This window comes from Kineococcus rubinsiae (assembly GCF_011839805.1).
In the GTDB taxonomy this organism is placed as follows: Bacteria; Actinomycetota; Actinomycetes; order Actinomycetales; family Kineococcaceae; genus Kineococcus; species Kineococcus rubinsiae.
This window is the reverse complement of record NZ_VWPY01000006.1, coordinates 53,620-69,451: the sequence shown is the minus strand read 5'-3', so window position 1 is coordinate 69,451 and position 15,832 is coordinate 53,620. Positions and strand designations below refer to the sequence as shown.

Annotated in this window: 6 protein-coding genes; 3 read left to right on the top strand and 3 right to left on the bottom strand. The window is 71.3% G+C overall.

Features of this window, described 5'->3' with window-relative positions; all coding sequences use genetic code 11:
- Positions 1 to 157 precede the first annotated feature (157 nt).
- Entirely contained in the window at positions 158 to 3,346 is a 3,189-nt protein-coding gene (locus tag F1544_RS25755) for a fibronectin type III domain-containing protein (RefSeq protein ID WP_167583117.1), read from the top strand.
- A gap of 28 nt (positions 3,347 to 3,374) precedes the next feature.
- Here the strand turns inward: F1544_RS25755 and F1544_RS05605 are convergent, their stop codons facing one another.
- The 3 genes from F1544_RS05605 to F1544_RS05595 form a co-directional block, all read right to left on the bottom strand.
- Positions 3,375 to 4,679 carry an HNH endonuclease signature motif containing protein gene (locus tag F1544_RS05605; protein WP_167583116.1) on the bottom strand — a complete coding sequence of 435 codons (1,305 nt, stop codon included), beginning with the start codon at positions 4,677 to 4,679 and terminating at the stop codon, positions 3,375 to 3,377.
- A gap of 71 nt (positions 4,680 to 4,750) precedes the next feature.
- The gene (locus F1544_RS05600; RefSeq protein WP_167583114.1) at positions 4,751 to 7,213 is read right to left on the bottom strand and encodes a fibronectin type III domain-containing protein; all 2,463 of its coding nucleotides are present in this window, start codon (positions 7,211 to 7,213) and stop codon (positions 4,751 to 4,753) included.
- 809 nt (positions 7,214 to 8,022) lie between these two features.
- On the bottom strand, positions 8,023 to 10,635 hold the full coding sequence (locus tag F1544_RS05595; RefSeq protein ID WP_167583112.1) for a cell wall-binding repeat-containing protein: 2,613 nt from the start codon (positions 10,633 to 10,635) through the stop codon (positions 8,023 to 8,025).
- Between the two features lie 474 nt (positions 10,636 to 11,109).
- Here F1544_RS05595 and F1544_RS05590 point away from each other — a divergent pair, with 474 nt between their 5' ends.
- Together F1544_RS05590 and F1544_RS25750 are read left to right on the top strand one after the other, a co-directional pair.
- Complete coding sequence (locus tag F1544_RS05590) at positions 11,110 to 13,356, top strand: putative bifunctional diguanylate cyclase/phosphodiesterase (protein WP_167583110.1); 2,247 nt, start codon at positions 11,110 to 11,112, stop codon at positions 13,354 to 13,356.
- Positions 13,357 to 13,480: 124 nt separating this feature from the next.
- Entirely contained in the window at positions 13,481 to 15,778 is a 2,298-nt protein-coding gene (locus F1544_RS25750; protein WP_167583108.1) for a putative bifunctional diguanylate cyclase/phosphodiesterase, read from the top strand.
- Positions 15,779 to 15,832 lie beyond the last annotated feature (54 nt).

The following is a 15,832-nucleotide window of genomic DNA, read 5'->3' as shown; positions in this document are numbered from 1 at the left end:
ACCAGTGTCCCGCCAGGGCGCGTGCAGCGGCGAGGCGCAAGGCGGGGTGGGCGGGAGTCACCTCGATGGCGGCAGTTGCGGGACGCCGAACGGGTGGGCGGTGACGCGGACGGGTGGACGGGCATCAGGCCGAACGACGCGGCGGTCGAGGACGGCGGTGACACTCGTCCGTCCTGAGGAGTTCTCCGTGGTCCGCAAGCGTCGTCGTTGGGCGATGGTCGTCGCCTGCCTGCCCGCACTCCTCGTGGCGCCCCCGGCCGTCGCCGCCACCGGCTCCACGGGCGAGCTCGTCTCCGGGACCGTCGTCCAGGTCGCCACCGAGTCCGGCACGGACCACGACGACGTCGACACCTTCCTCCGGACCGACGGTTTCGACCTGCAGCCCGTCGACGACGCCCGCGTGACCGACCTCGCCCCCGGCAGCGAGGTGGTGCTGCGCGTGCGCGACGCGGACGCCGAGGAGCTGAAGGTCCTCTCCGTCCAGAGCGTGGCCGAAGGGGCCGCCGCCGCGACCCCCGCAGCGACGCACACCGTCCGCGTGGCCATGGCCGTCCCCGCGGGTGTCGCGCAGGACGCCACCCCCTTCACCACCGCCCAGGTCCAGAACGCCGTCCAGCAGGCCTCCGCCTACTGGGGCGCGCAGACCGGCGGCGCGGTCACCTTCTCCCTCGCCACGACGGTGCCGTGGTACCAGAGCGCCGTCGCCTGCAGCGACTACGGCGGCCTGTGGAACGAGGCCGCGGACAAGACCGGCTCCGGCTACCAGGGCAACGAGCACCTCGTGGTCGTGGTCCCGGCCCGCGCGTACAGCACCGGTGCGTGCGACGCCTACGGCAAGGGAACGATCGGCAACACGGTCAACGACTTCGGCGCCCTGTACGTCACCGACATGGAGAGCTCGCTGTGGGCCCACGAGCTGGGCCACAACATCAGCCTGGGCCACGCCAACGCGCTCTACAACGCCACGAGGAGCGACGCCGCCACCTCGGGCGCCGACTACCCCGGCTCCACCAAGATCGGCTACGGCAACATCTGGGACGTCATGTCGTACTCCGGCAACACCGTCGGCCACGGCAACCTCAACATCGCCAACGCCGACAAGCTGGGCGTCGTCGCCGGCGGCATCCAGAACCTCACCGCCTCCGGCACGTACACCCTCAAGGCGCTCCCGAACGCCGCCGACGGGCAGCTCCACGGCCTCAGGGTCACCGACCCGGCCACGAACATCAGGTACTACGTCGAGCTCCGCGGCGACAACGCAGGCGACAAGATCGTCGCCTCGGACTGGCGCCAGCCAGCCAAGGGCGTCGTCATCACCAAGGGGGACATGACGGAGAAGAACGCCTCCATCGTCCTCGACGGGACGCCCAGCGGGAACTACAACTCGGACTTCAACTTCGCCGTCCCGGTCGGCAAGACAGTGGACTCGGCCTCCGGGAAGCTCCACTTCAAGGTCATCTCCGCGGACACGGCGTCGGCCATCGTGCAGTTCACCCTCGGCGACGCCGACGCCGACGCCGTCACCGTCACCGCCCCGGACGCGCCCGCCGGTGTCACCGCCGGCGCGACCGGGACCACGGCGACCGTCAGCTGGATCGCCGCCTCCGCGAACAACGGCACGATCACCGCCCAGACGGTGACGCCCTACGTCGACGGCGTGGCGCAGCCGGCGCTGGCCCGAGCGGTGAACGGCACGGCGACCACCACCACGATCTCCGGCCTGACCCTGGGCACCAGCTGCACCTTCACGGTCAAGGCGCAGAACGAGAAGGGTGTCGGTGCCGAGTCCGCGGCCAGTGCCGCCGTGCTGATCGCGGACCGTCCCTCCATGCCGACCGGCGTCACGGCCTACGCCGCAGCGACCACGGCGACCATCGACTGGAACGCCCCCGCCACCAACGGTGCACCCCTGATCAACTACACCGTGACGCCCTACCGGGACGGCGTGCCTCAGTCGCCGATCGACGTCCCCGGGGCGACGACGCTCATGTACTCGATCACGCCGGACACCGACTACGCCTTCACGGTCAGCGCCACCAACCGCAAGGGCACGAGCGACACGTCTCCCCGGTCGTCGACCGTCCGGTACACGACGCCGGTCGTGACCCCGGAGCCGCCCGCACCGACGCCCACCCCCGAGCCCGCTCCCGTTCCGGCTCCCGTCCCCACACCGATGGTCGACGTCCCCGGCGCCATCGCGGTGACCGCGACCGGCGTCGCCGACCGCAGCGCCTGGGCCACCTTCACGGCGGCAGCCCCGGCGCCCGGCAGCCGGACCCTCGGCTACGTGGTGACCGCCTACCGCAGCGGCGTCGCCGGCAAGCCCGTCCAGGTCCCGCTGACGCAGAACCGCGCCGTCGTCACCGGGCTCGTCAACGGGGCGAGCTACACCCTCGGCCTCCGTGCGAGGACCAGCACCGGGTTCGGCCCGGAGACGATGACGTCCTCCCTGGTGCCGATCACGACACCGGCTCTGGTCTCGGGCCTGACGGCTCGGCTGGTCAGCGAGGACCGCGGGAAGCTGACGTGGACGGTTCCCGCGAACGGTGGCAGCGACCTGACGGGGTACACCATCACCCCGACCCGGAACGGTCTGGCCGGCACCCCGATCAGCATCAGCCCCACCGACCTCGAGGTCTTGCGGGCCGGGGCCGCCGGGCCCATCACCGTGGCAGCCGACGTGGACGTCGAACCCGGGACCACATGGACCTACACCGTCGTGGCCACGAACGGCGCCGGCGTGGGCAAGGCGTCAGCCCGGGCCACGCTCAAGGTTCCCGCGCTGAAGGCGCCGTCCGCCGTCGGCACGGTGAAGGCTGCGCTCAGCTACCAGAACCTGACGCTGACCTGGGCGGCGCCGGCCCCGGGGAGCCGACCGATCGAGGGGTACACCGTCAGCGTGCGCAAGAACGGCGGCGCACCCCAGGAGACGAAGGTGACCACCACGACGACGACCCTCGAGGTGGACGCTGCGAGCACGTACGCGGTGACGGTCACGGCGCGCAGCGAGCTCGGCGCCGCCCCGGCGTCGCGGCCGGTCACCGTCAAGGTCCCCGCGATGACCGCCCCCCGGGTGGTGACGGGCCTCCGAGGTGTCCTCTCCGGCTCCACGTACACGCTGACCTGGGGGCAGCCGGTCGACGGGAACTCTCCGCTGCAGGGCTACACGGTGACCCAGTACGCCGACGGAGTGCCCGTCTCCACCCGGCAGATCGACGACCCCACCACCCGGACGGCGAGCTACACGCTGACCGCGAACGTCGGCTACAGCTTCACCGTGGCGGCCTCGAACGGCGTCGGCACGACGACGTCGTCACGGACCACCGCAGTGAAGGTGCGCGGCTGACGTCCACGGTGTTCCCGGCAGTTCTCGATCAGTAGGGCGGTGAGTCGGTGGACGTGTCGTAGCTGTGGCCGGTGGGTGAGGTCCACCGCCACCCGCGTCGTTCGGGCAGGGGTGTGAGCCTCCACCGGGTGTGGGTCTTGACCCGGTGGTGGAACCGGCACTCGGGAGCCAGGTTGTCGACCGCGGTCGGCCCGTCCTGGGCGAACGGGACGACGTGGTCGAGGTCGCAGTGCAGCGCCGGCCTCGTGCAGCCGGGGAAGATGCAGGTGGTGTTCCGGGCCCTGACCCGTCTGGCGGTCAGCGCGGAGGGTCGGTAGGTGCGGGTTCCGACGTCGACCACGTGGCCGGTGGGGTCGGTGAGGATCCGCCGCCAGGTGCCGCAGGCGGCGAGGTCGCGGGCCACCTCGGCGGGCACGGACATCGCCAGGGTAGGGGTCACGACGTCGCCGGGTTCGTCGTCGAGTCCGAGCAACGTCGTCGCGGCGACGGTGACGTTGACCTGGACCGACGGAGAGGTTCCCCGGCCGGTGTGGAGGTCGAGCAGGGCGTCGACGCGGCGGGCCGCGTGGGAGCGGCCCTGGGTGTCGATGCCGCGGGGGTTCTCGGGGTTTGTGGCGTCGGCGCAGCCGGTGAGGAACGCGTCGAGCGTCAGGGCCTCGGCCAGCGGGAGCAGCCCGGACAGGTGGGCGGTGAGCCCGTCGTCGCAGGCCTCGATCCGCACGAACCGACGGTCTTCACGCGTCGCTTTGCTGCGCCGCGTGTAGCCGGCGGTCAGGGACTGCAGCTTCCTCGTCAGCCGGCGCCTGAGCTGGGCCCGACTCAGATGGGCGACGCCGTCGAGGCAGGTCTTCTCCAGTTCCGCCCGGGCGACCCGCAGTGCGTCGCCGGCGAGGAACGGATCCCCGCCGGACCCGTCGGGAGCGACGACGGGGGCGGTGAGCAGGTCGCTGATCTCCTGCACGGCGCTGACGTGCCCGTAGTGGATGGTTCCGGTGGTGTAAGCGTCCAGCGTGGCGGGCAGGTCCTCCGTCAGCGACCGGGCCTGGGTGATGCGGCGGTGAGCGGTGCCGTGGCCGATGCGCAAGGCAGCGCAGAGTTCGGCCGCGAGGACCTGCTCGCCGGTGAGCTGCACCGGGTCGGCGGACTCACCGTCCCCGGGCGCCAGACCGGGGTGCTCGGCGACGCGGCGGCGGCGCAGCTCCTCCACGGCGTGCAGGCCGAGGGCGTCCATGCGGCTGCGGTCGCGGTCCAGGGTGGCGAGGAGGTCGACCAGTGCGGCGTCCGGAGCACCCCGGAGGGTGTCGGGTGCGGGGAGCGCGGCCGGTTCGAACACTGTTCGATCCTACGTGAACCTCTGCGCCGCAACCAGAGTCACTTCCGTGATCTCCCGTGACCCTCCGCCCGTCAGCGCGGGGACTGCGTGACCCGCCCGGTGGCACGGTCCCAGGAGAGGGACCCGTGCTCGTAGTCCTGGCGGACCCCGCCGGGCACTGCGTACTCGTCGCTGCGGGGGTAGCCCCAGCGACTGCCCTCCCAGCCCTCGACCGCGTAGGTGACGCCGAAGGAACCCGAGACGTCGTGCGCGCCGAGGGCGGGAGTCCAGTAGGTGAGCCCACCCTGGAAGCGCTGCACGCGCCCTCCGTCGCGGAGGGGGATCTCGTCGCTCGTGGGGTAGCCGGCCGCGGAGTTCTCCCAGCCGCGCGCGGCGTAGAGGTCCCCGATGGAACCCCTGACGTCGTGGGCACCCGTGGCCGCCGTCCAGTACATCAACCCGCCCTGGTAGCGCTGGACCACGCCACCGGCCTTCGTGGCGATCTCCTCGGAGGTCGGGAACCCCAGCGTCGAGTTCTCCCAGCCCCGGGCAGCGAAGGCCTCACCGATCGCGCCGCGGACCTCGTGGGTGCCGGCCGTGGGAGCGGAGTAGACCAGCCCGCCCTGGAAGCGCTGCACGACCCCGCTGCCCTTGACCGCGATCGCGTCGCTGGTCGGGTACCCCAGCGAGGAGTTCTCCCAGCCCTTCGCGGCGAACAGGTCCTCGACGGCACCTCGGACGACGTGGGCGCCCAGGGCGGGTGCGGTGTAGATCAGCCCGCCCTCGAAGCGCTGCACCGACCCGCCCCGGGTGAGGGCGAGGGCGTCGCCGGTCGGCAGACCGAGCCCGGGACCGGCGGCGGTGTAGGCGGCGTGGACGTCGGCCGCCACGACCACCCGGGCACCGGAGGGCGCCACGTAGGTCGTGGAGCCGTCCGCGTTCCGCACCGGGTTCCCGGGCGTCTGCGGCGCGGGAGCGGGGGTCACGGGCGTCGGCGCGGGCGCCACCGGCGGGGTCACGACGGGAGGCTCCACGACGGGAGGGGACACCGCCGGCGGCGGTGCGACCGGCGGTCGGTAGCGCACGACGTTCGAGACCCCGGCGGTCCCCGTGCCGCGGCTGTTCGTGGCGGCGACGGAGAAGGTGTAGTCGGCGCCCGCCTCGACGGTCGCGGTGGCCGTGGTGGTCCTGGTGGTGATCGGCGCCAGCGCCGCACCGTCCCTCGACGGGGTCACCGCGTAGGAGGTGATGGCCGCGCCGTTGTCCTGCGGCGCCGCCCAGGTGATCGTGGCCGTCGTCCCCGACAGGACCGCGACGGGCGTCGCCACCGCACCCGGACGGTCCGCCGGGGTCACGGGAGCGGACGGCGTGGAGGCGGCTCCGTACCCCTTCTCGTTCTCGGCCTTCACGGTGAAGGTGTAGGCGGTGCCGTTGGTCAGGCCGCTGACGGTCGCCGACGTGGCGGTGCCGGGCACCACGGTCTGCAGCCCGGGCTGCGGCACCCCGTCCACGGCAGGAGTGACCGTCTGCTCGGTCACGGTGCCGCCGTTGGCGGCCCCTAGGGTCCAGGTGACGGAGGCGGTGCCACTGGTGGTCGCGGAGGCGGTGACCGAGGAGGGGGCACCGGGCACGGTGACGGTCGGCGCGTCCGCGTCGCCGAGGACGACGCGGACGGTCGCGGACCGACCGTCGGCAGAGATCACCGTGACGTGCAGCTTGCCGCTGGCGCTGTCCATCGTCGAACCCACCGGCACGGTGAAGTCGAAGTCGCTGCTCGAGTTGCCGGTCGGAGAGCCGTCGAGGACGACCGAGGCGTGGGCTTCCGCGCCGTCGGCCTTGGTGACCAGCACACCCTTGGTGGGCTTGCGCCAGTCCGAGGCGACCAGGTCGTCGGCGCGGCTGTCTCCGCGCAGCTCGACGAAGTACGAGCCGTTGGTCGCCGGATCGGTCACCTTCAACCCGTGGACCGCACCGTCGTCGGCGACGGGGAGCGCGTCGATCCTGTACGTCCCGGACGTCACGACCTTCCGGACACCGCCGGGCAGCACACCGAGCCGGTCCTGGCCTGCGGCCCCGAGGTTACCGTGGCCGATGGTGGAGCTCGAGTAGGACATGACGTCCCAGACGTCGCCGTAGTTGACCCACCGGCTGGCGCCGTAGGACCCCGAGTACACGACGTCACTGCGGGTGGTGTCGTAGAGCGCGTTGGCGTGACCGAGGGAGAGGTTGTGCCCGAGCTCGTGCGCCCACAGGGACGGCTCGACGTCGGTGACGTAGAGGGCACCGCTGCTGTGGACGGTGTTCCCGATCGTCCCCTTGCCGTACGAGTCGCACGCGCCGCTGTAGTACCCCCGAGCCGGCACGACCACGATGAGGTTCTCGTCGGGCGCGTAGGTGAAGCCCGTCCTCTTCGCCGCCTCGCTCCACAGGCTGGAGTAGTCGGCACAGGTCGCCGTGCTGGTGTACCAGGGGACGATCGCGCCCAGGGTGAAGGAGATCCGTCCGCCGGTCTGCGCAGACCAGTAGTCCGAAGCCTGCTCCAGTGCGGTCTGCACCTGGGGGGTCGTGACCGGCGCCGCGTCTTGCGCCACGCCCGCGGGGACGGCCATAGCGATGGAGACCTTGTGAGGCACGGCGGCGTTCACTGCGGGCGCCGGCGACCCAGCAGCGATGCCAACCTCCTGGACAGCGAGCACCTGCAGTTGTGAAGCGTCAGCGTCAGCAACACGGAGGCTCACGTCACTCTCCGCGGGCAGTGCTGTGACGCGTAAATCCGTGACCTCGATCAGCCTGCCGCCTACGGCAACGAATGTGTCGACTAGGTCGTCGGCACCGCTACCCGATTCGGCGTTCACCTCGGTAGCGACATGCACGACCTGGCCGACCACCATTTCCCCGGCTGACGCCGAGGCAGGTAGTGACGTCACGAGGACAGCTAGAAGTTGTACGCATATCCATATCGAAGACATCACCAGTCTTGGTCGATGAAGCACGGCCAACCATCCTTGAAGAACTGCTGGGAATCGACTGCGCAACAGCACGCAACAACGGGATGTCCAGGGCTGACGGCACTGGCGAAGCACAGCGTGCCCGGCCGCCGAAGTCATCGTCACGAGTGCGCATGGGACGCTTACCTCACCCAGGGAGCGCAGGAGGATGAGGTCGTCAAAACACGTCCTCGACCGGCGTGAGGACGCGTGAACTGCCCGAAAGGCTCGAGGCAGAACGCGAGGAGGGCAGGCAAGTAGGGCGCTTACAGCAGGATCAACTACTAGAGCGCCTTAGACGCAGGCGCTTCGATGGGTGGACAAATGCCGAAAGGCAGGTCCCCCATTACGGGGGACCTGCCCTTCAGCTATTCAGCTCAGGACTCGGTGTCGACGATCACGTCACCGGAGAGCGACAGAGCATTCCCAGCCACGTCCGTGTTGCCAGACGTCGCCGTGATGGTGCTCGGGATGCCCAGGCCAGTCACGGTCCCGACAGTACCCGGGGTCACCGTACCCACGACGACGGTGAGAACTCGGCCGACGGAGTACTCAACTCCACCCACCGTTTCAGGCGCCGCATTGAGGGTGAAGGCAGTGGTCCCGGTGCCGTTGACGATGTCCGCCACCGTGCCATCCGTGTCGGTGAGACGCAGCGCGTCGCCCGTGCTCGGAGCGGCAAGGACCTCACTCGCCACCAGCTTGAAGCTATCGGTAGCGGCGTCCAACTGGAAGGGGCTGCCGGTGTTCGCGGCCACGCGGGCGTCGACGACTGTGGGAACAGTCGAATCCGTGGAAGGAGACACGGCGGTCTCCACGGTTCCGTCGGCCACATAAGCACCGGTGTCACCGTCGTTGATCAGAGCTGCGCGGTAGTTGTAAGCACCGTTGGCCCTGTCGTTGTCGATGTAGGTGATCGAGCCCGCCGTACGCTGAGCGTCCGTAGGAGTCACAGTCGCCACGTCGACGAAGGCACCCACGTTGGCCGGGTTGACAGCCGACTCGTCGAGCGGGCTGCCCGACACGACAGCTCGCTGGATCACGACCTGGTCGTAGACGGCGGTCGGGCTGATGGCCACTGTGACCGACAGGTCGTTCGAGGTCGACGTCAGGGCGCCCTTCTCGGCGCTGACGGTCGTCGGAGTGGTCGGGTTGACGTCGTTCAGCTCGAACGTCGTGACACCGCCCGCGTCAGCGGCGTAGCCGTCACCGCCAATGGTCATCTCGTCGTCAGACGAGAGGGCCGCCTCGAACGCTGCCAGACCCACCGAGGTGGTCGTCCCGCCAGTCGTGAGGCGGAAGAGGTCGTTAGCGTCGTAGGCGTATCGCAGACCCGCCACGTCGAAGGAGTCGGTCGCCTTGTCGACCGAGTCGATCGGGTCGGACGACAGCGTGCTGCCAGCCTCCGCCAAAGGTGAGGTGTAGGTGATCTGACCACCGACGCCGAAGGACTCGACCGGTGCGGCGAACTGCGCCGCGGCAGTGGCAGACGTCTCAAGGCGCGTGCTGTTGCCGCCCTCGGAGGCGGACTTGCCCGTGCCCCCGTTGAGGTAAACGACCGGCACAACCGCGCCAGCGCCCTCACCGTCGATGGTGACCGTGATGCTGCCGTTGACGGGCTGGGTGACGAAGGTCGGCGCCGAACTCAAGCCAAGCGTCGTGTTGTTCACGACGGTGATGTTGGCGGCCGTCTGAGCGCCAGCGTTGACCGAGAAACCAGTCGCGGAAGCCACGTCTGCCGAGCTCAGGAAGGTGACCGCACCGTTGGCCGCGGTACGAACGCTCTCGGCGTCCACAAGAGTGATGCGGTAATCAGTGCCGGCCGTAAGACCAGAAACGGTGTAGGAACGGTCATCCGCCGTCGCAGTGGTACCGCTCTCGTCTTGGACCGTCAGCGCCGCTGCGGTGGTCGGAGTGATGGAGAGGCTCTGACCAACCGTCACAGGAGTCGTGACCGTTGTAACCACAGACGCCGTGGCAGCAGTGCTCACAACCGTCGTCCCACCGAAGACGTATAGCTGTCCGGTGAGGGCGTTGTTGTTAGCCGTGAGGTACGCCGTCGTGGCTGCAGGAGTGACGTCGGTACCGTTGGTGAAGATCAGGGGGACGCCGTTCTTGCCAGCAACGACCGAGCCCGTGAGGGAGTCCACGGCCGCGACGTCGTTGCCGTTGGCGATGGCGACGTTCGCTGCCGAGAAGCTCTCGTTCGCGACCGCGGAGGCGGCGATGTTCGCGGCCGTCTCGAAGCGGTTTGCACCCTGGATGCGGACGGTGCCACCGAGGGAGGTGTACGTGCCCGCCTCCACGGCAGTGGTGCCACCGAGGACGGTGCGATTAGCAGTCGTCAGCTTGCTCAGCGCATCCGCGGTAGTGGCGGGGACCGAGGCGGCGCGGGTCAGCAGCAGCGGGTACTTCTTGTTGTAGAGCACCGGCGCTGCGGCCAAGGCGTCAGCCGTGCCCGAGGCGATGAAGACCTTGCCCGGCTGCGTCGTGACGTTGTTGTTGTTCGTGGCCGCACGGCTCGCGGTCTCGTAACGGTCTGCGCCACCGAAGCGGGTGATCGTCTTGCCGTCGAGCTGCGTCTCGACACCCTCGGGGACGACCGTCGTGCCGCCGACGATGTACACGTCGGTCACGTTGAGGCGGTTGATCTCCGCGAGGGTGGTGGCGTCGACAACACCGTTCTTCACCAGGAGGATCGGAGCGTTGTGCGAGCCGGCCACGTAGGAGGCGGTGAGGCCGTCAACGGTGGAAGAGCCGCTCACGAGGACGACCCCGCCGGCCTGCGTGCCGGTCGGGAAGGCCTTGGTCGAGGCCGCGATCGCGGTGGCGTAGCGGTCAGCGCCAGCCACGCGGTTCGTGTCAGGGAAGGTGAAGCCAGGCGCAGCGTGCGCTGCGGCGGCGAGTCCAACAACCGAGCTGAGACCAACGAGGGCCGAAACGCCGGCCCCGATGCCACGCCGGCGCAACCGGGAGGTTGCTGCGGTCACGATTGCCTCCAAGGCATGTGAAGTGAAGTCCCCCCGTGGGGGCCGGCTCTGATCGAGCCTCGCCACCGCCCTTGTCCGCTACTCAGCGGATCCCCTCGGTGACAGTTCCGAACGTACACGACAGTCACACTGGCAACACGGTGAGTAATGGCAGATCTTGGTCCGCACGCACCGTCACGATCGCTTAACCGCCCGTGACCTGCGGTGATGCAGGTCACGGCCGATGGTTACATTTTGGTAACGGGCATGATCACGGTCGGCCGAACCCTGCACCCACCCGAACGGACTAGTCACACGGGATGGGGTCACCGGCCACGCACGGGCCATGGCCCGCGGTGCGCCTGTGGGTGACAGGTCCGGCGCAGTGCCGGACAGCTCGGCCCCGGGATCAGTCGCGCTCTGCAACCGCTCCTTCTAGAAGGCCCGCTGCGGTCGACCGTCAAGTCCCCCGAGGCGCGCGCCGATGGAGAACGCATGACGGCCACCTCCGCAGTGCCACGCCCCCGCGTGGCGGGGGTGGCCGTCGTCCTCGTGGGTCTGGCGGTGCTCGCGGCGCTGTGCGTGCTCGAGCGGGACGCGACCGTGGACCGGTGGGTGTTCGCGGGCGGGATGGCGGTGCTCGCCTTCTGCGTGACCGCGCCCGTCCTGCCGCTGCGCGCTCCCCTCGCCCTGGTGCGGCGCTACGCCCTCACCGGCGGGCTGTGGGGCGCCGCCCTCGCGCTCAGCGGGACGCTCGTCGGCCGGGACGTGGTCGGCCTGCACGCTCCCGTGCTCGTCATGTCGGCCGGCACGACCGGTCTGCTCGTCCTCGTGGCCCGGCAGCTGCGCTCCGCGCGCGCCGAGTCCGACGACTCCCCCCTGGTCGCCGACGCCCTCATGCTCACCAGCGCCCTCGCGACCGCGGGCTGGGACCTCCTCGCCCGCACCGGGCACACCGGCCCCGGGGGCTGGAACGCCTCCGTGGTCGTCCTGGTGACCCTCGCGGCCCTGCTCGTCTGCGCCAACATCGCCCTCGCCGTCGAGCACCCCTACCTGACCCGCCCGACGATGGGCGTCTGCGGGCTGGGCCTGGGCACGGTCGTGGCGGCGGTCTGCTTCGAGTCCTCCCCCGCCGTCTCGCACGCGGGCGTGGTGCTCGCCGTCGGCGCGCTCGTCTGGACCTTCGTCACGCTCCCCCGCCGCGGCCTCGTGCAGCACGGCGGGGAGTCCGCCGCGCGCGCCGTGCGGCGCCTGGAGGTCACGTCCTTCGTCCCGGGCGCGGTGCTGCTGCTCGACATCCTGCTGATCGTCGTGTCCCCCCGCTCGGACCCGATCCTCTTCGCCTTCTACTCCACGGTCATGCTCGCCTTCACCTACCGCTACGCCGGGACGGCCCGCGCGGTGCAGCTGACGACGGAGCGGCTGAAGTTCCAGGCGCTGCACGACGCGCTCACCGGCCTCAGCAACCGCGTCGCCCTCACGTCGTCGCTGACCCGCCCCGACCGCGACCAGGCCCTCGTCCTCCTGGAGCTCGACGGCCTCGACGACGTCAACGACGTCCTGGGCGTCGCCGTCGGCGACTCGGTGATCCTGGCTGCGTCGCAGGAGATCACGGCCGTCCTCGACGAGACGGGGGGCCGCGCCTTCCGCACGGGGGGCGACGAGTTCGTCGTCCTCGTCGACGGGGACGGCATCGACGCGCTGCGCCTGGCCCAGCGCCTCATCACCGCCGTCTCCGGCGCCCCCGCCCACGTCGACGGCGTCGAGCGGTTCCCGCTCACCGCCCTCGCCGGCGTGGCCGCGGCCCCGCGCGACCACGGCGACGACGTGATGCTCCCCTTCGTCCAGGCCGACATCGCGCTGCGCGACGCCCGGACCTCCGGCGGCGGGACGGTGTCCGTGTTCTCCGGGTCCGTCGCGGCGGCGCACCACCGCCGCAGCGTCCTGCGCGAGCGCCTCGCCGAGGCCATCCGCGACGGCGGGATCGACGTGCACTACCAGCCGGTCGTCGACTTCCTCAGCGGCCGCGTCATCAAGTTCGAGGCCCTGGCCCGCTGGAACGACCCGGTGCTCGGGCGGATCAGCCCCGTGGAGTTCATCGCCATCGCCGAGGAGTCCAACCTCGTCGTCGCGCTGGGCGAGAGCGTCCTGCGCCGGGCCGTCGACTGGGCGCACGCGGCCGGGGTGTTCGAGGCGGGCGTCGGCCTCGCCGTCAACGTCTCCGTCGTGCAGCTGCAGTCGCCCGGGTTCGCCGACATCGTCCGCGAGATCCTCAGCACCTACGCGATCGTCCCGGCCCAGCTGACGCTCGAGCTCACGGAGTCGGTGTTCCTCGACGAGGACTCCCTGGCCGAGCGGGTCGTCAAGGAGCTCGCGGGCCTCGGCTGCAGCATCGCCATCGACGACTTCGGCACCGGCTACTCCGCCTTCGGCTACCTCGGCCGGCTGCCCGTGCACATCCTCAAGATCGACCGGTCGCTGACCCAGGCCATGACCGACGACGTGAACGGCCAGTCGGTGGTCACGTGCGTCGTGGACCTGGCGACACGCCTCGGCCTCACCGTCATCGTCGAGGGCGTCGAGACGGAGCAGCAGGCCGACATCTGCCGCTTCATCGGCGCCCCGCTGGCCCAGGGCTGGCTGTACTCCGCGGCCGTGCCGCGCACCGAGCTCGCGGCCCAGGTCGCGCACGTCTACTCCGTGCCGGCGACCCTCGCGATGCGCAACGCCGAGGTGGTCTGACTCCCGAGGGTCCTCGAGGAGCCGCGACGACGGCGACCGTCCGGCCTCACGACGGTGACACCACGTGCCGATGCACCACCGTCTCGACGCTCCGGGACGTCAGTCCGAGCCCCACGGAGTCACCGTGTTCCGCCCCGTCCCACCGCACGCCGTGCTCGTCCCGGCGGCCGCGCTCGTCGTGGTCTCCACCGCGTGGCTCACCGTGGTCGCCGCGAGCGGCACCGCGTCTCCGACGACCTCCCTCGCAGGCGCCGCGGGCCAGGGCGTCGTCTTCGCCGGCACCTCGGTCCTCCTGCGTCGGCGCGCCGCCGGGAGCATGGCCGAGGCGGAGCTGTGGCGGTGGCTCAGCCGTGCCCTCGCCGCCCTCGCGGCGGGAGCCGTGCTGAAGGGCGTGGCCCGTCTGGCCGCGGGCGGCGCCACCGGCTCCGACGCCGAGCTCCTCGGTGGGGGCCTGGCCACCCTGGTCGCCGCACCGCTGCTCTACCGGGGACTCATCCAGTGGAACCGCGTGGGGACGACGACGTCGGATCCGACCGACTGGCTCAACGGCCTCGGTGGCGGACTGGCGATCACCGCGGTCATCGACCTCACGGTCGCCCGGTGGCAGCCGGACTGGACGGTCGCACCGTGGTGGCTCGAGCAGGTCGCGGTGCTGCAGGTGGGTGCCCTGCTGCTCCTGGTCGGGACCGTGCTCACCGTCGCGACCCTCAGCGACCTCCAGCTCGACCCCCGTTCCTGGCTGGCCGGTCTGGCCACCGTCGGGTTGGCCGTCCTGACCGGCGCCGACGTCCTGGTGCACGGGGGGGTGCCCGCGGGTGACCTGGCCGCCGTCGGGTGGGTCCTGATCGCCGGTGGCCTCGCGCTGGCCGCTGTGCTGCGCGCCCACCCCGCCCTCCCGCAGGCCTCCAAGACCCAGGACCTCGCCGTCGGCTGCCTGGTGGTCCTGGTGGGCGGCGTCTCGACCATCGCCCTCGCCACCCGCCTCGACCCCGGACGCACGGCTCCCGTCGTCGTCCTGGGGCTGCTCGCGGTCGCAGGGGCCTGCGTCAACGCGATGCGCCTCGTCGGGGACCTCTCCCAGCTCGCCCGGACGCGCCAGGAGGCCCGCACGGACGACCTCACCCAGCTCGCGAACCGCCGCTCCCTGCTGGCGGCCCTCGCGGAGGCGCTCGGGGACGGGGCCGCGACCGCCCTGCTGGTGGTGGACCTGGACCGCTTCAAGGAGGTCAACGACCGCTTCGGCCACGGCGTGGGCGACGAGCTGCTGCGCTGGTGCGCACGCCTGCTCCTGGACGCGGCACCGTCCGGCAGCACCGCCGCCCGCCTCGGCGGCGACGAGTTCGCGGTGCTGCTGCCCGGGGCCGGGCTGGCCGAGGCCCAGGCCGTGGCGCACCGCGTCGCGGCCCTGGGGGAGCACCCCGTCCCGGTCGGCGTGCACCGCCTCCGGGTGGGGGCCAGCGTCGGCATCGCCGTCACCGGTGGCGAACCGGTCACCCCCTCGGAGCTGCTGCGGCGGGCGGACACCGCCATGTACCTGGCCAAGGGCCTCGGCAGCGGCGTCGCGGTCTACGACGACGAGGCCGACCTGGGGGCCCGCCAGCGCGCCCTGCTGGCCGTCGAGCTCGAGGACGCGCTGGGGGCGGAGCACGACGCCGCCGGCCCTGCGCAGTTCGTCGTCCACTACCAGCCGCAGCTGTCGATCCACACCGGCGAGGTGGTCGGCGCCGAGGCCCTCGTGCGGTGGGAGCACCCGCGGCTGGGGCTCTTGGCTCCCGACGCGTTCCTCGATCTGCTGGAGGAGCGCGGACACATGGGCGCGCTGACCGGCCACGTGCTGTCCACGGCCGTGCAGCAGGCCCAGCGCTGGCGCGCCGACGGGAACCCGGTGCGGTTGTCGGTGAACCTCTCGACGAGCTGCCTCACCGATCCGGGGCTCCTGCCGTCGCTCGAGGCGATGCTGCGGGGCAGCGGGATCGTCCCCGGCGACCTCGTCCTCGAGGTCACCGAGACCACCCTCATGGAGGACCCGGCGGTCTCCCTGCGCACCTGCGAGCAGATCGCGGCGCTGGGGATCGGGCTGAGCATCGACGACTACGGGACGGGTTACTCGTCGCTGGCCTACCTCGCCGACCTGCCCGCCACCGAGCTGAAGCTGGACCGCTCCTTCACCGACCGGGCCGTCGCGGAGCCGCGGATCGCGGCGATCATCGCCGGAACGGTGACACTGGGCCACGCCCTGGGGCTGCGGGTGGTCGCCGAGGGGGTGGAGAACCTGCCGACCCTGGAGCTCCTGCGCGGGCTCGGCTGCGACGAGTCGCAGGGCTACCTGCACTGCCGGCCGGTCCCGGCCGACGCGTTCGACCGGTGGGCCGCGGCCGGTGCGGTCGCGGCCGGTGCATTCGCAGCAGGAGGACCGTCCTGACGTGCGAGAGGCGGCCCACTGCCTCAGCAGTGGACCGCCTCCCGGTGCTCGTTC

Bases quoted from the DNA above. Each gene is read 5' to 3' on its own strand.
- F1544_RS05590 (WP_167583110.1), top strand. From the start codon at position 11,110: ATGACGGCCACCTCCGCAGTGCCACGCCCCCGCGTGGCGGGGGTGGCC.